Origin of the sequence: Limnospira sp. (assembly GCF_051859755.1) — a bacterium.
GTDB classification, from domain to species: domain Bacteria; phylum Cyanobacteriota; class Cyanobacteriia; order Cyanobacteriales; family Microcoleaceae; genus Limnospira; species Limnospira fusiformis.
In genome coordinates, this window is the sequence record NZ_JBIMLI010000031.1 from 18,842 (window position 1) to 41,536 (window position 22,695).

General features: G+C 46.1%; 21 protein-coding genes. 10 read left to right on the forward strand and 11 right to left on the reverse strand.

Annotated features, from left to right (window positions below; all coding sequences use genetic code 11):
* The first annotated feature begins 9 nt into the window (after positions 1 to 9).
* Positions 10 to 486: a J domain-containing protein gene (locus ACTIE0_RS07945; protein WP_006620692.1), complete on the forward strand. Its 477-nt coding sequence runs from the start codon at positions 10 to 12 to the stop codon at positions 484 to 486.
* Positions 487 to 515: 29 nt separating this feature from the next.
* On the forward strand, positions 516 to 788 hold the full coding sequence (locus ACTIE0_RS07950; protein ID WP_006670136.1) for a DUF3143 domain-containing protein: 273 nt from the start codon (positions 516 to 518) through the stop codon (positions 786 to 788).
* A gap of 1 nt (position 789) precedes the next feature.
* Here the strand turns inward: ACTIE0_RS07950 and uppS are convergent, their stop codons facing one another.
* The 3 genes from uppS to lysA form a co-directional block, all read right to left on the reverse strand.
* Complete coding sequence (gene uppS, locus ACTIE0_RS07955) at positions 790 to 1,551, reverse strand: undecaprenyl pyrophosphate synthase (protein WP_006670137.1); 762 nt, start codon at positions 1,549 to 1,551, stop codon at positions 790 to 792.
* On the reverse strand, positions 1,548 to 2,465 hold the full coding sequence (gene cdaA, locus ACTIE0_RS07960) for a diadenylate cyclase CdaA (RefSeq protein ID WP_006670138.1): 918 nt from the start codon (positions 2,463 to 2,465) through the stop codon (positions 1,548 to 1,550). Before cdaA ends, uppS begins: the two co-directional genes overlap by 4 nt.
* 166 nt (positions 2,466 to 2,631) lie before the next feature.
* A complete protein-coding gene (gene lysA / locus ACTIE0_RS07965; RefSeq protein WP_006620696.1) occupies positions 2,632 to 4,023 on the reverse strand; it encodes a diaminopimelate decarboxylase in 1,392 nt (463 codons plus the stop codon).
* A 112-nt stretch (positions 4,024 to 4,135) separates the two neighbouring features.
* Between lysA and rimI the strand changes: the two genes are divergently transcribed.
* The 3 genes from rimI to ACTIE0_RS07980 all read left to right on the forward strand — a co-directional run bounded on the left by rimI (position 4,136) and on the right by ACTIE0_RS07980 (position 7,828).
* On the forward strand, positions 4,136 to 4,657 hold the full coding sequence (gene rimI / locus ACTIE0_RS07970; protein ID WP_006620697.1) for a ribosomal protein S18-alanine N-acetyltransferase: 522 nt from the start codon (positions 4,136 to 4,138) through the stop codon (positions 4,655 to 4,657).
* A gap of 289 nt (positions 4,658 to 4,946) precedes the next feature.
* Positions 4,947 to 7,418, forward strand: a complete 2,472-nt coding sequence (locus ACTIE0_RS07975) for an ATP-dependent Clp protease ATP-binding subunit (RefSeq protein WP_006620698.1) — start codon at positions 4,947 to 4,949, stop codon at positions 7,416 to 7,418.
* Between the two features lie 116 nt (positions 7,419 to 7,534).
* Positions 7,535 to 7,828: a DUF2103 domain-containing protein gene (locus ACTIE0_RS07980; RefSeq protein WP_006618429.1), complete on the forward strand. Its 294-nt coding sequence runs from the start codon at positions 7,535 to 7,537 to the stop codon at positions 7,826 to 7,828.
* 107 nt (positions 7,829 to 7,935) lie between these two features.
* Here ACTIE0_RS07980 and ACTIE0_RS07985 read toward each other — a convergent pair whose 3' ends face one another.
* Complete coding sequence (locus ACTIE0_RS07985) at positions 7,936 to 8,211, reverse strand: MoaD/ThiS family protein (protein ID WP_006618430.1); 276 nt, start codon at positions 8,209 to 8,211, stop codon at positions 7,936 to 7,938.
* Between the two features lie 90 nt (positions 8,212 to 8,301).
* The gene (thrC, locus tag ACTIE0_RS07990) at positions 8,302 to 9,612 is read right to left on the reverse strand and encodes a threonine synthase (RefSeq protein ID WP_006618431.1); all 1,311 of its coding nucleotides are present in this window, start codon (positions 9,610 to 9,612) and stop codon (positions 8,302 to 8,304) included.
* Between the two features lie 246 nt (positions 9,613 to 9,858).
* Between thrC and ACTIE0_RS07995 the strand changes: the two genes are divergently transcribed.
* Complete coding sequence (locus tag ACTIE0_RS07995) at positions 9,859 to 11,331, forward strand: leucyl aminopeptidase (RefSeq protein ID WP_006618432.1); 1,473 nt, start codon at positions 9,859 to 9,861, stop codon at positions 11,329 to 11,331.
* 416 nt (positions 11,332 to 11,747) lie between these two features.
* Positions 11,748 to 14,393 (forward strand): PAS domain-containing protein, encoded by a 2,646-nt coding sequence (locus ACTIE0_RS08000; RefSeq protein ID WP_235720256.1) that lies wholly within the window; start codon positions 11,748 to 11,750, stop codon positions 14,391 to 14,393.
* Here the strand turns inward: ACTIE0_RS08000 and ACTIE0_RS08005 are convergent.
* Positions 14,356 to 15,327 carry a succinylglutamate desuccinylase/aspartoacylase family protein gene (locus ACTIE0_RS08005; protein WP_006670142.1) on the reverse strand — a complete coding sequence of 324 codons (972 nt, stop codon included), beginning with the start codon at positions 15,325 to 15,327 and terminating at the stop codon, positions 14,356 to 14,358. The genes ACTIE0_RS08000 and ACTIE0_RS08005 overlap by 38 nt on opposite strands.
* 79 nt (positions 15,328 to 15,406) lie before the next feature.
* On the reverse strand, positions 15,407 to 15,961 hold the full coding sequence (locus ACTIE0_RS08010; protein WP_006670143.1) for an NUDIX hydrolase: 555 nt from the start codon (positions 15,959 to 15,961) through the stop codon (positions 15,407 to 15,409).
* Between the two features lie 113 nt (positions 15,962 to 16,074).
* Between ACTIE0_RS08010 and ACTIE0_RS08015 the strand changes: the two genes are divergently transcribed.
* Positions 16,075 to 17,451 (forward strand): AMIN domain-containing protein, encoded by a 1,377-nt coding sequence (locus ACTIE0_RS08015; protein ID WP_006670144.1) that lies wholly within the window; start codon positions 16,075 to 16,077, stop codon positions 17,449 to 17,451.
* Positions 17,452 to 17,457: 6 nt separating this feature from the next.
* Here the strand turns inward: ACTIE0_RS08015 and ACTIE0_RS08020 are convergent, their stop codons facing one another.
* Together ACTIE0_RS08020 and ACTIE0_RS08025 are read right to left on the reverse strand one after the other, a co-directional pair.
* Positions 17,458 to 17,976, reverse strand: a complete 519-nt coding sequence (locus tag ACTIE0_RS08020) for a DUF3172 domain-containing protein (protein WP_006670145.1) — start codon at positions 17,974 to 17,976, stop codon at positions 17,458 to 17,460.
* Between the two features lie 105 nt (positions 17,977 to 18,081).
* A complete protein-coding gene (locus ACTIE0_RS08025) occupies positions 18,082 to 19,302 on the reverse strand; it encodes a M20 metallopeptidase family protein (protein ID WP_006670146.1) in 1,221 nt (406 codons plus the stop codon).
* A 195-nt stretch (positions 19,303 to 19,497) separates the two neighbouring features.
* On the opposite strand from ACTIE0_RS08025, the gene ACTIE0_RS08030 reads away from it, so the two are divergent.
* A complete protein-coding gene (locus tag ACTIE0_RS08030; protein ID WP_006620708.1) occupies positions 19,498 to 20,010 on the forward strand; it encodes an FxLYD domain-containing protein in 513 nt (170 codons plus the stop codon).
* 25 nt (positions 20,011 to 20,035) lie between these two features.
* A complete protein-coding gene (pip, locus tag ACTIE0_RS08035; RefSeq protein ID WP_006670147.1) occupies positions 20,036 to 20,983 on the forward strand; it encodes a prolyl aminopeptidase in 948 nt (315 codons plus the stop codon).
* A gap of 79 nt (positions 20,984 to 21,062) precedes the next feature.
* Here the strand turns inward: pip and ACTIE0_RS08040 are convergent, their stop codons facing one another.
* Together ACTIE0_RS08040 and ACTIE0_RS08045 are read right to left on the reverse strand one after the other, a co-directional pair.
* The gene (locus ACTIE0_RS08040) at positions 21,063 to 22,061 is read right to left on the reverse strand and encodes an ABC transporter permease (protein ID WP_006620710.1); all 999 of its coding nucleotides are present in this window, start codon (positions 22,059 to 22,061) and stop codon (positions 21,063 to 21,065) included.
* A gap of 9 nt (positions 22,062 to 22,070) precedes the next feature.
* Positions 22,071 to 22,586 (reverse strand): adenine phosphoribosyltransferase, encoded by a 516-nt coding sequence (locus ACTIE0_RS08045; RefSeq protein WP_006620711.1) that lies wholly within the window; start codon positions 22,584 to 22,586, stop codon positions 22,071 to 22,073.
* Positions 22,587 to 22,695 lie beyond the last annotated feature (109 nt).

The following is a 22,695-nucleotide window of genomic DNA, read 5'->3' on the forward strand; positions in this document are numbered from 1 at the left end:
GGTATAGCCGTGACTAATAAACAAGCCAGATCACAGAAACCATGGCCGGGCAGTATCAAACCCACCTATTATACGCTGTTGGGCTTGCATCCCTCGGCATCATCCATGGAAATTCGGCGGGCTTACCGAGAGCTGAGTAAACGTTATCATCCAGATACAACAGATTTATCAGAAGATTGTGCTAAGGCTAAATTCCAAGAGTTGAATGAGGCGTATAGCATTCTGAGTAATCCCGATCGCCGTCAAATCTATGATCAAACTATTAGTACAACGCGGGTGATCACTCCCCCCACTGAGATTAATTATCGGCACCATTCGAGACCATCAAAATCGAGGCATTCCAGCGCGACGGAAGCGATCGCCGCCGAAAATCGGCCTTTATCTCCCGGAGAACTATTTGCTCTGTTAATGATGGCAGTCAGTTTGATAAGCTGTTTAGGATTAGCAATAGCGATCGCCATGTTTCGTTCAGATATAACCCTTTAAGCGAGAAAAATTTTCAACAGCAATCAATTATGACCTTACCCAGTCCCAATACCCCCCTATATAATCATCCCCTACCAGAAATCGAAGACTGGTTACGTTCCCTTGGTGGGGAACAGGACTCCCAGGAACTCCATTCTTGGCAAGTAGAAAAGCCCACCTGGAAAGCGGAGCTATGGTTAGATATTGACCAAATAACAGTCCGTTACATTGGCGCAGGTACAGACGGCCAAGACATTCAACGGTCTTTTAAATACTCCCTGAGTCGTCAAGATATCGAACAAGCGGTTTTTTCCGGTCCCTAACTTATTCACGAGTACCCACCTTACCAAATCGACGCTCTCGCTGCTGATAAGAACACAGGGCCAGGTGAAACTCATGGCTGTTAAAATCCGGCCAGAGAGTTTCAGTCACATAAATCTCAGCATAAGCGATTTGCCACAGCAAAAAATTACTAATCCGTAATTCCCCACTGGTGCGAATCAATAAATCCGGGTCAGAAGTTCCGGCTGTATACAAATACTTTTCAAATAAAGCCCCATCAATGGCTTCCGGTTCGAGAGTACCCTGTTTAACCTGGTTGGCGATCGCCTGACAAGCCCTAACAATCTCCTCCCGTCCCCCGTAATTAGTAGCCACAGTCAACAAAATCCCCTCATTATTGCGGGTAGTCTCCATTGACTTCTCAATGCACTCTCTCAGAGAACCGGGAAGCCGATGCAAATTACCCACAAACCTAATCCTAACCTCCTCCTCCATCATCTCCTCAAGTTCCCGCATGAGAACCCGCTCAAACAAAGCCATCAAAAAATCTACTTCTTCTAGGGGTCGCCCCCAATTTTCCGTGGAAAAGGCATAAACCGTTAAAGCATTAATTCCCCAATCACGACAGTAACGGAGTAAATTCTTGAGAGCATCAATCCCTCGCCGATGTCCCATAGTGCGTGGTAGTCCCCGACGTTTCGCCCAGCGACCATTACCATCCATGATCACCGCGACATGGTTTGGGAGGCGATTTCGGTCAAGGTCAGCAGGTAACTCATGTATAACCCTTGGCTTTCGACTCATTTTTTCTCCCGAGAAGCTGACGAACGAAAACGGAACACCTGGGAAATGAACGACCACCTCTTTAATCCTATTCGCCGTTTAAGGGTATCTATGGAAATAGGAGGCTTAGTTCTATCATCCCCCGCCACAAAAGACCGAGCTTCTAATAACTCCTTGAGTTTACTACTGGTTAGGGGTCGATTCAGTACACCTTTATCAGCCAGAGAAATTGACCCGGTTTCTTCAGAAACCACAATACATACACACTTAGCAACCTTTTCTGTAATGCCCATAGCTGCTCGATGGCGGGTTCCCAACTGTCGCGAGGCTATCCTTTCAGACAGGGGCAAAATCACCCCGGCAGCAGCCACCCTAGAGGCTCTAATCAGCACCGCACCATCATGGAGTAGAGTTTTAGGCTGAAAAATCGTCTGTAGCAGTTCCCTGGAAACTTCGGCATTTAAACGCACACCCGGAACGGAAAAATCACGCTCATCAATGGGACTGCCTATTTCAATTATAATCAAAGCCCCAGTACGGTTTTGAGAAAGTTCTTTGACCGCCTCGACAATTTGATCAATGACTCCATCGGGTTCAGGGATACCTTTTCGGCTGGCAGCAAACAGTTGCAGCACCTCCCCTCGCCCTAATTTTTCCAGAAATTGTCTAAACTCTGACTGCAAAATCACAGCCATAGCCACTGCGGAACCAGTTACCAAACTATTTAGGGCAATATAAAGCAGTCTCAGATTAGCCCAATTACTGATCGCCGTTGCCAGCATTAACACAATGAAACCTCGAACCATCCACAAGGTTCGACGCTCTCCAATAATCACAAGGACGATATAGGCGACGGCAAAAACCAGTCCAATATCGATGCTGTTAACCAACCAGGACTCAAGCCAGGCAGGGTCTTGACTTTGACCCGAACTCATTGAACGCGATATGAGGTTAAAACTATTGACATCTTCCCGAACTCCCAACTTATCGATAATGAATTAATTATCTATATTGCTGGGGACTCGATTCCTCATCCTTAAATGGGGACAGGCATGATGCGGGGCGATGTCTAACCCCGCGTTAGTTACTTAAATTAAGGCATCAAGGGCGATCGCCAAGCCTCTCGGGTAAACGATCCTGACGAATCAGATCCGAATAGGTCTCCCGTTGAATAATTATCGAACTTAGGGAATCATTCACCAGAACGGCTGCCGGACGAGGCAGACGATTATAGTTAGAAGCCATACTATAATTGTAGGCTCCTGTTGCCATTACCACCAAGATATCACCAGTTTGACAATCTCCGGGGAGATGGGCTTGTTGAATGAGGATGTCCCCAGATTCACAATGTTTGCCAGCTACTGTTATGGTTTCGGTTAATGGTGCGGACATCCGATTAGCAATTACCACTCTATACACAGATTGATAAGTAATCGGACGGGGATTATCTGACATTCCCCCATCAACGGCTATATAAGTCCGCAGATCTGGAATCTCTTTGCGAGAACCAATCGTGTAAGCAGTGATCGCAGCCGGACCAATAATCGATCGCCCTGGTTCACACAACAGCTTAGGTAAAGGGATTTGGCGCTGTTCACAGGCGGCGACGACGGATGAGGCGATCGCACTTACCCAACTTTCAATACTGGGGGGGTCATCATCTTCTGTATACCGAATCCCTAGACCTCCCCCCACATTAACTTCGGTAATATTTAAACCATACTGACTGCCTTTAGTGACCGCATCCATTAGCACCCCAGCTAAGTCTTGATGGGGTTGCAGTTCAAAAATCTGAGAGCCAATATGAGCGTGAATTCCCTCGCAGCATAGAGATGGGTTACTGCTGACAAATTTAAACACCTCATCAAGTTGATTAGGATCAAATCCGAATTTACTATCAAGATGTCCGGTGCGAATATACTCATGGGTGTGACACTCGATTCCTGGGGTAAATCTGATCATCACCCGCACGGGGGATTGTACAGACATTTCATCTGCCAATTCCACCAGGTTGGTCAGGTCTAGCCAGTTGTCAGCCACTACAGTACAGCCAGTGCTAATGGCTAACTCCAGTTCCGATCGCGATTTATTATTACCATGTAGGTAAATCTTATCGGGACTCACCCCCGCCGTTTTCGCGGTGTATAGTTCCCCACCAGAAACCACATCAGTTCCCAAACCTTCCGAGGCAACTATTGCACAAATCGCTAAACAATTCCATGCCTTAGAAGCATAGAGAATCAGCGATTCTCCCGGATAGTATTTCGCCCAAGCCTCCCGGTATTGACGGCAAGCAGTACGCAGGGTCACTTCATCTAATATATATAGAGGGGAACCAAACTGACTGACCATTTCCGCCACATCACAACCCCCAATTTCTAGGTGGTCTTGGTGGTTGACCTTAGCGGTGAGGGGTAACAGTTGTTGGTTAGGCGATCGCTCGGTTGTGCTTTCTTCCGAGTTGAGTAGGTACTGAAGTCCTGAATTTTCCACAGTTTTAGTATCAATAGTTAGTTTTTTTATCGGCGCGTGTATCTGCGATCGTACCAAATTTCTGTCACCATGGTTAATCTTAATCTATCTATTAGCTTTCAGCCCAGCCTCTGTGACCATCCTACAACTCAAACTTCTCACCCCCGACTTATTACCCGCAGTAGTAGAACTCGATCGCCTTTGCTTAGGTGGACTATGGAATGAATCGGGATATCAACGGGAATTAGATAGCCCCAATAGCGATCTGGTCATCTGGACACACCCAACCCAGGGACAACCCTTATCAGGTTTACAGCCAATTTCCGTACAAGTCGCCCAAACGCCACCCCTACCAGTCATAGGCATCGGTTGTCTCTGGGCTATTGTAGACGAAGCCCATATCACTTTACTAGCCATTCATCCCGATTATCGCGGCTTAGGTCTAGGGGCCGATTTACTGCGGGCTTTACTGCAACTCGCCCAACAGCGAGGATTATCCCACGCTACCCTAGAAGTTAAGCCCTCCAATCATATCGCCCTATCTCTATATCAAAAATTCGGCTTCCAAATTGCCGGAAGGCGCAAAAAATACTATGCCGACACCGGAGAAGATGCCCTAATACTTTGGCTTTCTGGTCTGCCAAGTCTTATTTGAGATTGTGCTAAAATCCGGGTCAGAGACAGACAACCACGATACAGAATCACTGATTCCATTTCGGGTACTTTGTCCCTATTCGGCAGATCCCGTAGTCATTGGGGATTACTCAATGGCCAAAGACGAGCCGATCGCCAACCTAAATACCTCATCCCGTAGATACAATTAAAAATGAGTCAATCCCATAAGTAAAACTTGTTGAGCAACTTTCGGCATAGTTTTACCCGATCATTGAAAATATCACGCTAAAATTAGCATACGAGCCAGCAGCAGGTGATAAAAATTAGCCATGTTTGAACGCTTCACAGAAAAAGCCATTAAGGTGATCATGTTAGCCCAGGAGGAAGCACGCCGCCTGGGACATAACTTCGTAGGAACAGAACAGATCCTCCTGGGTCTGATTGGCGAAGGGACTGGCGTAGCAGCCAAAGTCCTGAAGTCCATGGGGGTCAACCTCAAAGATGCTCGGATCGAGGTCGAAAAAATCATCGGCCGTGGCTCCGGGTTTGTAGCCGTTGAAATTCCGTTCACTCCGCGCGCCAAGAGGGTTTTAGAACTTTCCTTGGAAGAGGCTCGTCAACTCGGGCATAATTATATCGGCACAGAACATTTGCTTCTGGGTCTGATCCGAGAAGGAGAAGGAGTAGCCGCTCGCGTCCTGGAAAATTTGGGCGTTGACCTGTCGAAGGTTCGCACCCAGGTAATTAGGATGTTGGGTGAAACGGCGGAAGTCACCGCCGGGGGAAGTAGCGGTCGCACTAAGACCCCAACCCTCGATGAGTTTGGCTCTAATTTGACCCAAATGGCCGCTGAGGGCAAACTTGACCCGGTAGTGGGACGACAAAAGGAAATTGAGCGGGTGATCCAGATTTTGGGTCGGCGTACCAAAAATAATCCGGTCCTAATTGGAGAACCGGGTGTCGGTAAAACAGCGATCGCCGAAGGTCTCGCCCAGCGCATTGCTCAAAATGATATTCCCGACATTCTGGAAGATAAACGAGTTGTTACCCTCGATATCGGTCTATTGGTGGCGGGTACTAAGTATCGGGGTGAGTTTGAGGAACGACTCAAAAAGATTATGGATGAAATCCGCTCTTGCGGTAATGTCATCCTGGTAATTGATGAGGTTCACACCCTCATTGGTGCAGGTGCTGCGGAAGGAGCTATCGATGCGGCTAATATCCTCAAGCCAGCTTTGGCGCGGGGTGAGTTGCAGTGTATCGGTGCTACTACCCTCGATGAGTACCGCAAGCATATTGAACGGGATGCGGCCCTAGAACGTCGGTTCCAACCCGTGATGGTCGGTGAGCCTTCGGTACCGGAAACCATTGAGATTCTCTATGGACTGCGGGAACGCTATGAGCAGCACCACAAACTTAAAATTATCGATGAGGCTCTCGAAGCAGCAGCGAAATTGTCCGATCGCTATATTAGCGATCGCTATCTCCCCGATAAGGCGATCGATTTGATTGATGAAGCCGGATCGCGGGTGCGCCTGATTAACTCCCAACTTCCCCCAGCCGCTAAGGAACTCGACAAGGAATTGCGACAAGTCCTCAAGGAAAAAGACGACGCGGTGCGCTCCCAAGACTTTGACCGAGCCGGAGAATTGCGCGATCGCGAAATGGAAATTAAATCCCAAATTCGGGCGATCGCTCAAAACAAAAAATCCGAAACTCGCACCGACGACGATGATTCCCCCATGGTAACAGAAGAGGATATCGCCCAAATCGTGGCCAGTTGGACCGGGATTCCCGTTAACAAACTCACCGAGTCCGAGTCCGAGAAACTCCTGCACATGGAAGACACCCTCCACCAGCGTCTTATCGGTCAGGAAGAAGCTGTCAAAGCCGTTTCTCGCGCCATCCGTCGTGCGCGTGTCGGACTCAAGAACCCCAACCGACCCATCGCTAGTTTCATCTTCTCTGGACCCACAGGCGTAGGTAAAACCGAGTTGACTAAATCCCTCGCCGCCTACTTCTTCGGCTCAGAAGAAGCTATGATCCGCCTGGATATGTCCGAATTTATGGAGCGGCACACCGTTTCTAAACTCATCGGTTCTCCTCCCGGCTATGTGGGTTACAACGAAGGTGGACAACTCACCGAAGCCGTGCGCCGTCGTCCTTATACCGTGGTGCTGTTCGACGAAATCGAAAAAGCTCACCCCGATGTCTTCAATATGTTATTGCAGATTTTGGAAGATGGGCGCTTGACCGATGCTAAAGGTCGCACCGTAGACTTTAAAAACACCCTGATCATCATGACGAGCAACATTGGCTCTAAGGTGATCGAAAAAGGTGGCGGCGGTCTTGGGTTCGAGTTTGAAGAAAATCAAGCTGATGCTCAATATAACCGCATCCGCAACCTGGTTAATGAAGAACTTAAACAATACTTCCGTCCTGAGTTCCTTAACCGTCTTGATGAAATTATCGTCTTCCGTCAACTCAATAAAGATGAGGTCAAGGAAATTGCGGTAATTATGCTTAACGAGGTGTTCGGTCGCCTCACTGAAAAAGGCATTCGCCTGGAAATTACCGATCGCTTTAAAGAAAGACTGGTAGAAGAAGGTTATAATCCCAGCTACGGTGCGCGTCCCCTGCGTCGCGCCATTATGCGTTTGCTGGAAGATAGCCTCGCCGAGGAAATCCTCTCTGGTCGCGTCAAAGAAGGCGATACGGCGATCGTTGATGTTAATGAGGACGGTCAAGTTCAAGTCTTACAAGGCGAAAAACGGGAACTGCTCCCCCAAGCCGCTGACTAATTGCTAGGCGTAGGTTTTTAAGCCTATTGTTATTGCATCGATAATATATGTAGGGATAATTCGTGAATTGTCCCTACTTTTTTTTAGAATGATGTAGTAGCGTTTTCACAAAAATCATGAATAATAAAAACTCGGGGCGCTTGGTTTGGAATCACTCTACCCACCTTCAGGGCTTGATCCCTGTCTTAGATAGATTAACCAAGTATCAGGGAATTCATACGATTACCCCGGGAGTAATTACTAGGGCTAAGGCTCATTGTCCGCACATGAAGTTAAGAGTATCTGTTCCTATTCGCGGCGGCTTTAAGGTCTTGGCTAGGGCGGGAAAAACCGTTCAGGAAGTCTTTTTTGTGACTAGCCTCTCCCAAAGCGAATTAGAAGGAGCGATCGCTAATGCTCTGAGAAAATGACTTAATATCCTAGACTTTCCGGGTAACCGGGTTCCTACCCGAAAAGGAGTCACGGAACCCGTTACACCCGGTCAAAGTATCAGAAACCAGGTTTCTCAGTCCTCTCTCTAGCCTCCAGCCACAGCCGGAACAATACTCACTTCATCACCATCAGCTAAGGCGGTATTCGTACCATCTAAGAAGCGAATATCCTCACTGTTGACGTAGAAATTCAAAAAGCGCCTCGGTTTTCCTTCATCATCACAGAGACTTTTCTTGATACCCGGACAACTAGCTTCCAGGGAATCAATTAGTTCCATAATGTTCGTCCCCTCGCACTCAAGGGTAGCTTGGTTGTTAGTGAACTTTTGCAGGGGAGTGGGAATTAAAACTTTAACAGCCATTGTTGATTAATTGGATAGAAAATTGCCGTCAAAAGGAGAAGGCTTGCACCTTCCCCCAAGATTTCACATCTTACCCGATTTTGGCTAATCTTAAACCAAAACCTGTTGCCATTCTAAGCGATCGAGAGTCCGTGCGCGTTCGATCGCCACTTCAAAGCTATCTAGTTTCGGGTCAATGGTCAGAGGTTCGCCAATGTAGCCGTGAACCGCCTCCTGAGTTTTTAAGCCATTTCCAGTAATGTAAACAACAGTAGTTTCATCGGGGTCAATTTTACCCGCTTCCACCAGTTTTTTCAACACCGCAATCGTAGTTCCGCCAGCCGTCTCTGTAAAGATACCTTCAGTTTCCGCCAGTAATTTGATACCCTCGATAATTTCAGCATCATTAACTGACTCCACACTACCGCCAGACTTTTTGGCTAATTCTACTGCATACACACCATCAGCCGGATTACCAATAGCGATAGATTTAGCGATCGTATTAGGTTTAACTGGCGTAATAAAGTCGCGATTTTCCTTGAAAGCATGGGCTACAGGAGAGCAACCTTCCGCTTGTGCGCCACTAAAACGCACGGGTTTATCTTCCACTAAACCCACCTTAACAAACTCTTGGAAACCTTTATGAATCTTGGTATATAACGAACCAGAAGCGATCGGCGCTACTACATGATCTGGCAGTCGCCAACCTAACTGCTCTGCTACTTCAAAACCCAGAGTTTTAGAACCTTCCGAATAATAGGGGCGCAGGTTGATATTAACAAAACCCCAACCGTAGGTATTAGCTACTTCTGAACAGAGGCGATTAACTTGGTCATAATTGCCTCTAACTGCCATCAGAATCGGATTATAAATTAATGTTCCTAACACCTTCCCAGCTTCTAAATCGGAGGGAATAAATACACAACAATCTAATCCCGCTTTAGCTGCGATCGCCGCCGTAGAATTCGCTAAATTTCCCGTACTCGCACAGGAAACCGTCGAAAAACCTAACTCTCTAGCGCGGCTGAGAGCCACAGATACCACCCTATCCTTAAAGCTAAGGGTAGGCATATTAACAGCATCATTTTTAATATAAAGATTTTTGAGACCGAGGCGGCGGGCTAACCGTTCTGACTTCACCAACGGAGTCATCCCAGTTCCCACATCAATAACATTATCTGTAGCTACCGGTAAAAAGTGACGATAACGCCAGATCGAATTTGGGCCAGCTTCAATAGTTTCGCGAGTTACCAGTTGGCGAAGGTTGTCATAGTTATAGTGAACTTCCAGGGGACCAAAACACACCTCGCAAACGTGCTTGGCTTCCAGAGCATATTCCGCGCCGCACTCTTTACATTTGAGTTTATCAAAAGTAGCTCCGGCGGTGGGGGTGGTGGTGTGGTTATGGGTTGCCTGGGTCATGACACTTACCTCTGCTTTTTCTGCTGTTCTAACTGTTGGATGAAGACTATCACAGTTGTCAAATTCCCGTCAACCATACCCGACTTTTTTTGTCGGGATTAACAAAAATTCCCTTAAATGGGGAGTTTTAGCGGGTACAGTCCGGGGAGCAGGGTAATCCAAATTTGGGGTAAATAATTTCCGCCCTCACGATAGGATTAAGAAAGATGACCCAAGTCGTACTTTAAAAGGCATTGAGATTAAGACATGGAATTTAGAGCCACAGATACTAACCGCCTAGACTGGAGTGGAGATGTATTAGCGATAGGTCTGTTTGAAGGACAAGTCCAACTGAGTGGGGATTTAGCAGAACTCAATCAAAAACTCGGTGGGACCCTACAAGAACTTATCGAAGAATCAGACTTTCAGGGAAAAGCTGATAGTAGTGCTTCTGGTCGTGTGGGTGGCAATAGTCCCATTCGTAAGGTGGTTTTAGTGGGGTTGGGGTCTGCTGAGGACTACACCCTAGAAGCTATCCGACGTGGTGCGGCTGCGTCAGGACAGGCGGCGAAAGCACTCAAAGGTAAAACCCTGGGTATCAGTTTCCCGGTGGGTAATGCGTCGGAGACGGTGGGGGCTATTGTAGAAGGATTAGAGTTAGTTCTGTATCAGGATAATCGCTTTAAGTCGGAAACTAAGGACAAAGAAATTAAAGTCGAGTCTGTAGATCTGCTAGGGTTTCCGGGTACAGAAGCAGCCATTACCCTGGCTCAACAGGTCTGTTCTGGGGTGTTCTTGGCGCGGGAGTTGGTGGCGGCTCCGGCTAATGAGGTTAACCCCATAACTATGGCAGAATTGGCTAAATCTCTGGCTGCTGAGTATGGGTTGGAACTGGAAATTTTGGAACGGGAAGATTGCGAAAAATTGGGAATGGGAGCATTTTTAGGGGTGGCTCAAGCCTCGGATTTGCCTCCTAAGTTTATCCATCTCACCTATAAACCCCAGGGAACACCGACCCGGAAACTAGCTATTGTGGGTAAGGGTTTGACTTTTGATTCGGGTGGTTTGAACCTGAAACCCACGGGTAGCGGCATCGAAATGATGAAAATGGATATGGCTGGGGCGGCGGCGACTTTTGGCGCGGCTAAGGCGATCGCCACCTTAAAGCCCACAGTTGAGGTGCATTTTATCAGTGCCGTAACCGAAAACATGATTAGCGGCCGTGCTATGCGCCCTGGAGACTTCCTGCGCGCTTCTAATGGCAAAACTATTGAAGTCAATAATACGGACGCTGAAGGGCGTTTAACTTTGGCTGATGCTTTGGTGTTTGCTGACCGCCTAGGGGTTGATGCTATGGTGGATTTAGCAACTCTCACCGGAGCCTGTATCATTGCCTTGGGAGATGATATCGCTGGGTTATGGAGTCCTGATGATCAACTGGCGCAACAGTTACAATCTGCTTCCCAAAAAGCTGGGGAAAAATTCTGGCGGATGCCAATTGAGGAAAGATATTTTGAAGGACTCAAGGCTATTCATGCTGACATGAAAAACACGGGACCTCGGGCGGCGGGTTCGATTACGGCTACTCTGTTCCTGAAACAGTTTGTTAAGGATACCCCTTGGGCTCATTTGGATATTGCTGGCCCAGTTTGGACAGATAAGGATAAGGGCTATAATAAAACTGGTGCGACCGGATTCCCTGTCCGAACCCTGGTGAATTGGGTTCTGGCTAATTCCTAACCAGGATGGCAATTCCCCTATGCAGTTCGGAGGCGATCGCCTGGGGGATTGCTCCCATTTTGCACCTTTTCTGGTTATGGCAATCAATGATCCATTTCCCCGCCAACCGCCAACCCCTTGGTTGGTGAGTAAATGCCTACTATTCCGGTATCTTCTGGAATCGGGTTGTATTAACTTTCACCTATTATCACCATTACTATAGACATCTCAATATTTGGCAACTAATTTGCTAGGTTAATTATGCTTTTCAATGGGGATAACCACCGAATTATGGGTGCTTATAGATAGGTTTTCCCCTAGTGGACAAATATCTGCTCTCTCTGTTGACGGGAAGCGAACCCCAAAAAATAATTTAACAAATGCTAGAATTGTTGGTATATGTTTTTACCCAATTATTAACCTTTGAGCCTCATATAATGCTCAGGGGGTATAGCTTTTCGCCAGAATCACTATCAAACTGGCTACATTTGTGGTTAACTGCTGCGATCGCATTGGTTAGTTACTTGTCAGCAGGTATGCTCAACAATAGCTTATCAATCTATGGCGATCGCTGTAAATTCTCAACCCCAAATCAACCCTTTTGGCGCGGCGGTGGTAATTTCATCGGTAACTCGGGGTTACTCAGCTTGGGGTTAGTCATGGCGGGGAATTTTCAAATACTTGACACAGAAATTGTCTGGTATCCCGTCGGGGGAATATTTGTGATAACTATCTTAGCCATTTTAGGATTACTCGCTACCAACTTAATATTCTTTTGGCTGTGGTGGTTTCAGATACCTATGTTGGGGTTTATCCGCCGCCAGAATTTGACATCTAGCCTAGATAATTCAGCCGCCAATAACTCCCCCAACTCAGGAAATCCCAATCCATTAACTATCAAAGTAAACGCCAAGATCAATAACTGGTCTGCGGAAGATACCATATCCCTGACACAATTTTCTATTGATAAAGCCGCCGATGCGATTTTTTGGATTGGAATAGAAGGAGAAATTATTTATGTGAATGAGTCAGCTTCTCGCCTGTTGGGTTACTCCCCTAGCGAATTATTGTTATTGACGATTCATGATATTAACCCGGATTTTCCGCGAGATTCTTGGCATTTACATTGGCAAATCCTGCGCCGCTGTGGGTCTTTAAAAATTGAGGCTCGCTATCGGACTAAACATAATCGCCTCATTCCCGTGGAAATGATGATTAATCATCTGAACTTTAAAGGTCAGGAATATCAATGTGTGTTTATCCGAGATATTAGCGATCGCAAACAAGTTGAGAGAATGCTGCGGGAACGTCAGGGAGAATTTCGCACCCTGGTTTCTAATATTCCCGGTGCAGTTTATCGCTCTAATTTAGACATCGATCGCACCATGACCTTTATGAGTCCGGGGGTGGAGTCTATTACTGGTTATAGCGCTAATGATTTGATTTTAAACCGAACTATCAGCTTTGCAAGTCTGATTCATCCTGATGACCAACAAACAGTTATAGACGCGATTCAAAAATCTGTAGAAAAACGCCATCCCTATATTTTAGAGTATCGGTTACGGCGAGCCAATGGTTCCGAACGATGGGTTTATGATAAGGGTCAAGGTATCTTTGATGATGACCAACAAGTTTTATGTTTGGCGGGGGCAATTTTTGATATTACTAAACAAAAACAAGCCTCGGAAGCTCTGCGGATTAATGAGGAGAGGTTACAATTAGCATTAACTGGAACTAATCAGGGTTTATGGGATTGGAATTTAGGCACTGATGAGGTCTATTTTAGCCCTCAATGCCGACAAATGCTGGGTTATGATATGAAGCACATCAACAACCATCCTCGGTCTTGGTTGAAGCTGGTGCATCCTGAAGACCGCCATCAGGTGATTTATTGCTTAAAACAACACTGGCAAAATCACACGCATTTTTGTGAGGTTGAACACCGGATGTTTACCAATAATGGGGGTTGGAAATGGGTGCTTAATCATGGTCAAGTGGTGAGTCGAGATGAGCAAGGTAAACCCCTACGCATGACCGGGACAGTTAGGGATATTAGCGATCGCAAACAGGCTGAAGATGCTTTGCGACAGTCGGAAGCTAGGGAACGCGCCAGAGCATTACAGTTGGAACTAACCCTTAAACAACTCCGACAGGCTCAAGCACAATTAATTCAAAATGAAAAACTTTCCAGTCTGGGTCAAATGGTCGCAGGAATTGCCCATGAAATTAATAACCCAGTTACTTTTATTTATGGTAATATTAGCTATGCGGGTCAATATGTACAAGACTTGTTGGCACTGATTGAATTATATCAGCGATATTATCCACAGCCAGTGGCGGAAATTCGCGATCGCATTGAGGAAGTCGAACTAGGTTTTATTGTAGACGATTTACCCCGCATTTTAGATTCAATGGAAGTCGGCGCAAATCGGATTCGACAGATTGTTTTGTCTCTGCGAAATTTTGCGAGACTTGATGAGTCGGAAATGAAACCCGTCAATATTCATGATGGGATTGAGAGTACATTATTAATCCTGCAACATCGACTCAAAGGACGACTTCCCACCTTAGAAAAACATGAGTTTCCCGAAATTAAAGTCATTCGTAATTATGGATACTTACCCAAAGTAGAATGTTATGCGGGTCAACTGAATCAGGTATTTTTGAGTATTTTAAGTAATGCAATTGATGCGATTTTAGAAGTAGAAAAACTCGAAAATGGCTTGGTTGACTTCGATCCAACTATTCAGATTAGCACTGAATTAATTAACTCGGATTGGGTGTCAATTAAAATTTCTGATAATGGTTTGGGTATGGAAGAAGATGTGCGAAAACGATTATTTGAGCCATTTTTTACCACTAAACCTGTGGGTCATGGTACCGGCTTAGGATTAGCCATGAGTTATCAAATTGTGGCTAAACATGGGGGAAATTTAACCTGTAAGTCGGTACTAACTAAGGGGTCAGAATTTGCGATCGAAATTCCCCGGCGACCTTCTGTATTAAGCAAAACCGGACGATATTATCTCCCAAGTGAACAGTATTCTAAGATGGAAAATGAACGAGATTCTCTTCAGAGTTGAGGAGAGCCAAATTAACTATAGCATCCCCTTGATTAACTAAGGGATTTTGCTGATTTCCGATAACTAACCCATCAGCAGGAGCCCTGACTTTGACGCTGGTATCACCAAAAGCATCAGATATAACACCTAGGAGTTGGCGCTTATATACCCGTTCCCCCAACTCAATAGATAGTTGTAATATCCCACTACGAGAAGCACGCACCCATTGAGTATTTTGCACTTCTATAGGTTCCAGGGGAAAGTTATCAAATTGGAAGTCATACATATCTAAGGTTTCCATCACCCGTAGGATACCTTGAACGCCAATATAAATAGCATGGGAATTAAATCGTAGCGCCTCCCCTCCTTCATATAGAAGAACCGGAATCCCTTTTTGAGTGGCGGCTTGACGTAGGGAACCATCCCTAAGTTGGGAGTGAATAATCACAGAAGTTCCAAAAGCGCGCGCACATTGGTAGGTAACAGGATCATCTAAGTTGGCTCTAATTTGTGGTAAATTTTTACGGTGACCTGATGCTGTATGTAGGTCAATTCCATGGGTGGAGTGATTGACAATTTCTTGGACGAATAAATGAGCTATACGGGAGGCGAGGCTTCCTCTTTTGGAACCCGGAAATGAGCGGTTTAAGTCTCGGCGATCTGGTAAATATCGAGATTGTTCGATAAATCCAAAGACATTGACAATGGGAACAGCAATTACGGTCCCCCGCAAACGCTTGGGGGAAATTTTTTGCAAGACTTGATGAATGATTTCAACGCCATTAATTTCGTCGCCGTGAATAGCGGCACTCACCCAGAGTATGGGTCCCTCTGTATAGCCATTGATGACGATAACGGGTAGGGATAGCATAGTTTGAGTGGGAAGGCGAGCCACGGGGATTTCGATGCGCTTAGTGCGTGCGGGGGGAATTGGGGTGCGGCAAATTTCAAGCATTAATGGACGATCGCTGGTCAGAAAGCGGAACTATAAGAATAGAGTTATGACATGATTATAGCAGATAATAGCTCATCGATTACTGAGTTTTTTTACTCTGGAGATATTCCCAGGCTAAAAAGATAGCAGCAATGGTTCCGGCTACTTGAATCTTTTGGGTGGCGATCGCATCTATAACTTCAGCCAATGGTATCAGAACCACTTGGATATCTTCGGTGGGGTCCAGTTGGGTCTGGTGCTGCAGTTGCACATTTTCCGCCAAAAATAGGTGAATAGAATTAGTGTCCTTGACGGGATTATCGTATAGGGTAGCTAGGGGAATTAAAGAGCAGGCGACATAACCTGTTTCTTCCCTAAGTTCCCGTAAGGCGGCGACGGTGGGGGTTTCGGTAGCCGGGTCAAAACCGCCAGCGGGGAGTTCTAATAAAATCTGCTCGACTCCATGTCGGTATTGGCGAACAAAAATCACCTGCTGGTCTTCGGTGACAGCAAAAACTAAGGCGACATCAGGCCGAATATTGATAAAAAAATCATCTATAATATTCCCATCGGGAAGGGCGATCGCATCTTGGCGCACCCGACACCAAGGATGATCTATGATCATTTGCGATCGCAATCTTTGCCACTTTTGCATGAGTTTCCAAATCTAGGAGTTTAGGGTTGCATTCTAACTAAAAACATGATACGAACTCCAGAGATGAGCTATAGTAGCAATCATCTCAGAAAACTTTTTTTGATGTGGCGATCATGCAAAACAAGTATAGACCGTTTCCAGTGTCACTTGGTTTTTCCAGTGCCGCGCCAACCCAACCACTCCCAACCGGGAAATTGACACGGCGGCGGTTCCCTAGTCTTTTCAAATTAGGTCTAACTACAGCGATCGCCACTTTGATAGTAGGTACAGAGGCGATCGTCAACACAGTTTTAGCCGTTACCGTTCCCCAGTGGACCCTCAACCCCAATAACGGAACCGTTCAAGTCCAACTACCAGAAGGAGTTAGACCCCGACTAGCCGTAGTCCAACAACCCAGCCGCATTATTATCGACCTACCAGATACAGATTTAGGTGTTAATGTCACCGAACTCTACGAGTCCGGCTTAGTGCGTCGGGTCAGCGTTAGCCAACTTGAACCCACCGTAGCGCGAATGACAATTGATTTCGCTCCTGGCTTCATTCTTGATGACAGAGAAATTCAACTCAGACGAGTTGGCGTAGAAAATCAGTGGGTATTGCGTCCCGTTTTGTTAGCCCGTCGTCAACCCCCCGCAGAAAATAACTTAACCACAACCCCCATAACTCAGTCTCCCACATCTGCCAATATTTCCCCCCAATTAACCCCCCAACCACGCCCCATCAGCGCCTTACCCAATCCTCAACCCCAGCCTTTCCCAGATGTTGAGTTTCTGCGAGTCCCCCTAAATCGCCCCACCCAAACCAGCTTGGTGAGACCAGAGCCACTTGCTCAACAAGTCGGAACTCAAATTCTCCCCATGTCTAACACAACTGCAGCTATCCCCTTTGGTCAACCTCTACCCACAGAATTACCACCACCTAGCCAAGGTTTTCGACCCGTACCAGAACCCCAACGCCCCGACCGTCGTATTTTATTACCCGTCGGTACAACTGTCACTCTCCAATATCCTGGAATTGACGATGTGCGCCTAAAATCCCAATTCAACCGCCAAGATGTTTTACTTTTGCAAGGGGGAATTGTAGACGCAGCAGGTAATTTTGTCGTACCTCCAGATACCCCTGTCGTCGGAAGGTTTGAAACCACTAATCAGGGAACCCGTTTTGTCGCCCAAGCCATTAACCTGGAAGGTCGTAGCATTCCCTTTGTGGCTGAATCAACTTGGATTCCAGGTGCGAGACCAATTAAGCCGGAAAATGTGGCTATTGGGTCAGGAGTTGGCGGTTTGGGAGGATTACTCGTTAGTGGTTTTGATGGATTGGGATTCCTAGCTGGGGCTGTGGGAGGGGCTGTTGTTGGCGCTATTAGTTCCCCTCAACAGCATATTCTTGAACCGGGTCAGGTTGTCCAAGTCCGATTGGTTCAGGAATTAGCCCAAAATGACTTTTTGCTAGGAATCACCCCAGCTTTACCAACTAGCCCACGATTTTAAAGGGTTTTAAAAGCGATCGGCCTCCGGTCTAGGACGGTTCGGGATGAGACCTGATTGATTCAGAAAATCGTTCTGGGCGCTATTGTTTTGGTAAATACAGCTTACCTCTGCATCATCGTTCAGGTCTCCCGTATAGCCAAAGGTGTTCATCCGGTGTTTACAGTCTCTTTCCTCTTCCACGGTGATCAGGTTCCGCTGTCTCAGTAGAGCCCAGTTACTGGTCCGCAAAACGCATCCCGGTTGCATCCGAGGTTGAGCGACGAAAACACTAAACGGGTTCAGGGTCACAAATACCCGTAAATCTGTCACCATGGCACTGGCTCCGAATTTAACACAGATTTCTGGGTTGGGAGCGCTGCGATCAATGAATTCGCTGGATGCTACATTCTGGGGGGTTAGGGTGGCGGTGGAACTTATCGCCATACCTATACCAATTCCCAACACCAGAACGCCTGCTATCACTGCCATCGCGGTATAGTTAAAGGCGGAAGCTATGGGAGATGTGGGCTTAGTTCTACGTTTCATGAGCTTTTGGAATACCGTGATCAATTTTTATTCTCTACCGAGAGCTGCATTTTAAGGCTCTGCACCCTATTGTAGACATGACGATCACTCTTTTGGGTTCAGCAGTTAGGATTTTTCACCGCTAAACTTTTCTACACACCGCACAAACATTTCTACCCCCATACTTAGGGCGGTTTCGTCAAAGTCAAACCGAGGATGATGGTGCGGATAAGCTAAATTGCGATCGCTATTAGCAGACCCCATGAAAAAATAACACCCCGGTACTTCTTGCAGGAAAAATGACATATCCTCACCTCCCATAGTCTGACATTTTGGCACTATCCCCGCTGGCGTTTCTACCACACATTCCGCCACGCTTCTCACCAAATTGGCTAGGGATGGATCGTTAATTACTGGCGGATAATTGTGTTGATAATTTAACTCATATCTCGCCCCATGACTTTGACAAATTCCCGCCACAATTGACTCGATTCGGTTGCTAAAATATTCATTAAATTGAGGATTGAAATAGCGGACTGTCCCCTTGATTGTCGCTTGGTCTGCAATCACATTATGAGCATCTCCAGCATGGAAAGAACCCACAGTGACCACGGCAGACTCTAAGGGGTCAACATTCCTTGCTACAATGGTTTGCAGGTTATTAACAATTTGGGAACCTAACAAGATTGCATCTATGGTTTGATGCGGCATCCCTCCATGTCCCCCTTTCCCCAATATGCGACATTCAAAGATATCTACCGCCGCCATTAACGCACCAGCACGCACCCCCACCGTTCCCAATGGCAAATTATTCCACAAATGCAACCCCAAAATTGCCTCAACATCAGGATTTTTTAATACCCCAGCTTCAATCATGGGCAATGCGCCGCCTGGCCCCTCTTCAGCAGGTTGAAAGATTACTTTTATTGTACCACACAAATCCTGTCTGTGTTGCGATAAATAATAGGCAGTTCCTAGGGCGATCGCTGTATGTCCGTCATGACCGCAAGCGTGCATAATGCCATCATGACAAGATTTATAACTCACCTCATTTTGTTCTTGAATAGGTAAGGCATCAAAATCCGCCCGAATTGCTAAAACTGGCCCCGGTTGATGACCTTCAATAATGGCTACAATTCCGGTTTCGGCAATTTGTGTTTGATGATTAATTCCCCATTCCTCTAGTTTTTCGGCAATAAACTTAGCGGTTAGTTTTTCTTGAAATGCTAACTCTGGGTATTGGTGAATATGCCGCCGCCACTTAACTAACTGTGGCTGTAGTGCTTGAATTGCCGGGCGAATTTTCTCGGTGCTGACCCGGTGGGGAGTGGAGACAGTTGCAGTCATAGATGATTTATAATGGCTGTGGGTGTACTAATTTTATCATGATTTTAGCAGATAATCAGCCCTAGGGGAATTCTGCCTTTTTCTTCCTCTAGGTGATGAAAATTGACAGCGATCGCGATAAAATTGGAGTGGTGCAGTCCTTAGCAATTCCTGCCTAGGCTAACCACCATCATCAGTATATATCAGATTTGACCTATGTTAAGTTATTCGCGGATTTTCTTAATTTCAGCATTAGGACTGGGAACCTTACTCCCTAACCCGGCTATATCAGTTCCCCATATAGTGGTTTCATCTCCATTGTTATTAGCCCAAAATCAACCCTTCCAAATTAGTGAAATGCAAATGGTGACTAATGAAACCCTCACCGCCGGACGTTATACGGTAGAAGGTAAACTGACTAATCAGAGTTCAGAGGTAGTGCGATCGCTACAAGTAGTTTATCGTTTATACCGTCAGGAAGGTAATATTTTAGTGGAAGTAGAAAGCCACCAAGCCACCGTTAGCCCAGGGGAGTTACAACCCGGAGAAACTGGTAAATTTGGCTGGGCTTTTGCGGAGGTTCCCCAGGTGTTTTTCATAGAAGCGATCGCCTCAGAAGACGGAACCACAGAAATTAATCAGTGCTATGCTGATGGTTTAGCTAGGCGAGAAATGTGTCGCCTACAGCTTAATCCTCAAGCCGTTTATCCCCTCATTATCAACAACTAATTACCAACCATAGGATAACTCAAACATGAGCCAACTTTACCCTCCCATAGAACCCTACGCCGAAGGCAAACTACAAGTTAGTTCCTTACATACCATTTATTTTGAACAGTCCGGGAACCCAGAAGGTAAACCAGTGGTGATACTTCATGGGGGACCCGGCGGCGGATGCTTACCAGAATATCGTCGATATTTTGACCCCGAAAAGTGGCGAATTATCATGTTTGACCAACGGGGATGCGGTCAAAGTATCCCCCATGCAGAATTAGAAGAAAATACGACTTGGCATTTAGTAGAAGATATCGATCGCCTGCGAAATCACCTAAATATTAACAGTTGGGTGGTGTTTGGTGGTAGTTGGGGAAGTACCCTATCCCTAGCCTATAGTCAGACTTACCCCCAACATTGTCAAGGGTTGATTTTGCGGGGTATTTTCATGTTAAGAAAAGCCGAACTACAATGGTTTTATCAGGAGGGAGCCAGCTACATTTTCCCTGATGCTTGGCAGGAATATATCAAACCTATTCCCCCAGAAGAACGTCACGATTTAATCTCAGCTTATTATCGTCGTTTAACCAGTGATGACCCCCAAATACAATTGGCGGCGGCTAAGGCTTGGTCAATTTGGGAAGCCAGCACCAGTAAATTATTGCCAGATCAGCATTTAATCCAAAGATTTGGTGATGGCAATTTTGCCACGGCTTTCGCTAGAATTGAATGCCACTATTTTGTCAATCAAGGTTTTTTTGAATCCGAAGACCAACTATTAGTTAATGTTCAGCGTATCCGTCATATTCCAGCGGCGATCGTTCAGGGTCGTTATGATGTAGTTTGTCCCATGAAAACCGCCTGGGAATTGCATCAGGCTTGGCCGGAAGCCGAGTTAATTATTATTCCTGATGCTGGACATTCCATGAGTGAACCAGGCATTCAAAAAGCGCTAATTGACATATCAGATAAATTTGCCACCTTATAGGTTAGATACCCTCTCCCAGTGTAGGAGAGGAGAGGGGTGAGGATGAATATAACCGGGGTATGACGCACCGGAGGGGGGATTAATTCAGGTTTTCGAGTTTGATGCGAGGGTCTACTGATTTTAAAAGTAAATCCGCCAAAAGATTACCCAGAATCAGCATAACAGCACCCATCATTAAACTAGCCATAACTAGATAAAGGTCCTGTTGTCTAACTGCTTCTAAAGTTAACCTTCCTAGTCCCGGCCAGTTAAAAAAGGTTTCGGCAATAAAAGCGCCGCCTAATAAACTAGCGAATTCAAATCCTAATAAGGTAATTAAAGGATTGATGGCATTTCGGAGAGCGTGAACATAAATCACTCGGTTTTCTGGGAGACCTTTAGCGCGCGCCGTTTGGATATAGTCTTGACGTAAGACATCGAGTAATTGACCGCGCATGAGTCGCTGTAAACCCGCGAAACTGGTTATACTTAAAGCCAGGGTTGGTAAAATCATGTGCCAAGCAATATCACCGATTTTCCCCAAGAGAGACAAATCAGGATAGTCTATGCTGGTCATACCTCCAACGGGAAAAAGAGGGGAAGTTTTTTGGGCTAAAAATAGTAACAGTAAGGCGGTGATGAAACTGGGGAACCCTTGACCAGTGTAGCTGATTACTTGTAGGGTGCGATCGACTCGGCGGTTTTGATTAACGGCGGCCAAAATTCCTAGGGGAAGTGCGATCGCCCAAGTTAGAATGAGGGAAGAAATAGCTAACAGTAGGGTAGCGGGGACTCTTTCCCAGAGTAAATCCGTGACCGATCGCTGATTTTCAAAACTATAGCCAAAGTTCCCCCTAGTGACAATTTGGGTTAGCCAATTCCAATATTGGATAATAGGAGGTTGGTCTAATCCGAATTGTTCTCTAAACTGATTGAGAGTGTCCTCAGAAATTTGGGGATTATTGATATATTTATCAAGATAATCACCCGGAGCCAGTTGGACGATCGCAAAACAGAGTACAGAAGCCAATAGCAGAGTAATCAGCGCCTGAAAAAGTCGTTTCGCCACATACAACAAGTTATCAGAGTCAATGCTCATATTTTTTTTTCAGTCATAATCAATTAAAGTGACAATGGGGACATCAGGTAATTGATTTCGTCCCCCCAAGGCCTTTAACTCGATGATAAAAGCAAAACCCACCAAATGACACTGAGCCTCTTGTACCAATTGAGCCGTCGCCGTCGCCGTTCCCCCGGTAGCTATCAGATCATCAACAATCAGAACCTTGCTACCTGGTGCCATGGCATCAATGTGCATTTCCAGGCGATCGCTCCCATATTCTAACTGGTATTGTGCAGCGATGACCTGTCCTGGTAGCTTCCCAGGTTTTCGCACGGGGATAAACCCACAACCCAACTGATAAGCCAGGGGAACCCCAAACAGAAACCCACGGGACTCCATACCCACGACATAATCTGGGGAGAGGCGATCGCACTTATCCTTCAAAGTGTCAATCGTATAGCGTAAGCCCTGAGAATCCCTTAACAGGGTAGTAATATCTCTAAAGACAATACCGGGCTTAGGAAAATCTGGGATATCGCGAATAAAAGATTTAAGATCCATCAGGGTAATGTAAATATTAGGAGCATGATTTCATCTCAAATTAGGTTAACATTTTACGGCAATACGGTATAATACCAAGTATGGTGCGAGACCTTCGGGTATGAAATCG

Excerpts from the sequence above, each read along its gene's own strand:
- ACTIE0_RS07950 (WP_006670136.1), top strand. The coding sequence starts at position 516 with ATGACCTTACCCAGTCCCAATACCCCCCTATATAATCATCCCCTACCA.
- uppS (WP_006670137.1), bottom strand. The coding sequence starts at position 1,551 with ATGAGTCGAAAGCCAAGGGTTATACATGAGTTACCTGCTGACCTTGAC.
- cdaA (WP_006670138.1), bottom strand. The coding sequence starts at position 2,465 with ATGAGTTCGGGTCAAAGTCAAGACCCTGCCTGGCTTGAGTCCTGGTTG.
- ACTIE0_RS07975 (WP_006620698.1), top strand. The coding sequence starts at position 4,947 with ATGTTTGAACGCTTCACAGAAAAAGCCATTAAGGTGATCATGTTAGCC.
- ACTIE0_RS07980 (WP_006618429.1), top strand. The coding sequence starts at position 7,535 with ATGAATAATAAAAACTCGGGGCGCTTGGTTTGGAATCACTCTACCCAC.
- ACTIE0_RS07985 (WP_006618430.1), bottom strand. The coding sequence starts at position 8,211 with ATGGCTGTTAAAGTTTTAATTCCCACTCCCCTGCAAAAGTTCACTAAC.
- thrC (WP_006618431.1), bottom strand. The coding sequence starts at position 9,612 with ATGACCCAGGCAACCCATAACCACACCACCACCCCCACCGCCGGAGCT.
- ACTIE0_RS07995 (WP_006618432.1), top strand. The coding sequence starts at position 9,859 with ATGGAATTTAGAGCCACAGATACTAACCGCCTAGACTGGAGTGGAGAT.
- ACTIE0_RS08000 (WP_235720256.1), top strand. The coding sequence starts at position 11,748 with ATGCTCAGGGGGTATAGCTTTTCGCCAGAATCACTATCAAACTGGCTA.
- ACTIE0_RS08005 (WP_006670142.1), bottom strand. The coding sequence starts at position 15,327 with ATGCTTGAAATTTGCCGCACCCCAATTCCCCCCGCACGCACTAAGCGC.
- ACTIE0_RS08010 (WP_006670143.1), bottom strand. The coding sequence starts at position 15,961 with ATGCAAAAGTGGCAAAGATTGCGATCGCAAATGATCATAGATCATCCT.
- ACTIE0_RS08015 (WP_006670144.1), top strand. The coding sequence starts at position 16,075 with ATGCAAAACAAGTATAGACCGTTTCCAGTGTCACTTGGTTTTTCCAGT.
- ACTIE0_RS08020 (WP_006670145.1), bottom strand. The coding sequence starts at position 17,976 with ATGAAACGTAGAACTAAGCCCACATCTCCCATAGCTTCCGCCTTTAAC.
- ACTIE0_RS08025 (WP_006670146.1), bottom strand. The coding sequence starts at position 19,302 with ATGACTGCAACTGTCTCCACTCCCCACCGGGTCAGCACCGAGAAAATT.
- ACTIE0_RS08030 (WP_006620708.1), top strand. The coding sequence starts at position 19,498 with ATGTTAAGTTATTCGCGGATTTTCTTAATTTCAGCATTAGGACTGGGA.
- pip (WP_006670147.1), top strand. The coding sequence starts at position 20,036 with ATGAGCCAACTTTACCCTCCCATAGAACCCTACGCCGAAGGCAAACTA.
- ACTIE0_RS08040 (WP_006620710.1), bottom strand. The coding sequence starts at position 22,061 with ATGAGCATTGACTCTGATAACTTGTTGTATGTGGCGAAACGACTTTTT.
- ACTIE0_RS08045 (WP_006620711.1), bottom strand. The coding sequence starts at position 22,586 with ATGGATCTTAAATCTTTTATTCGCGATATCCCAGATTTTCCTAAGCCC.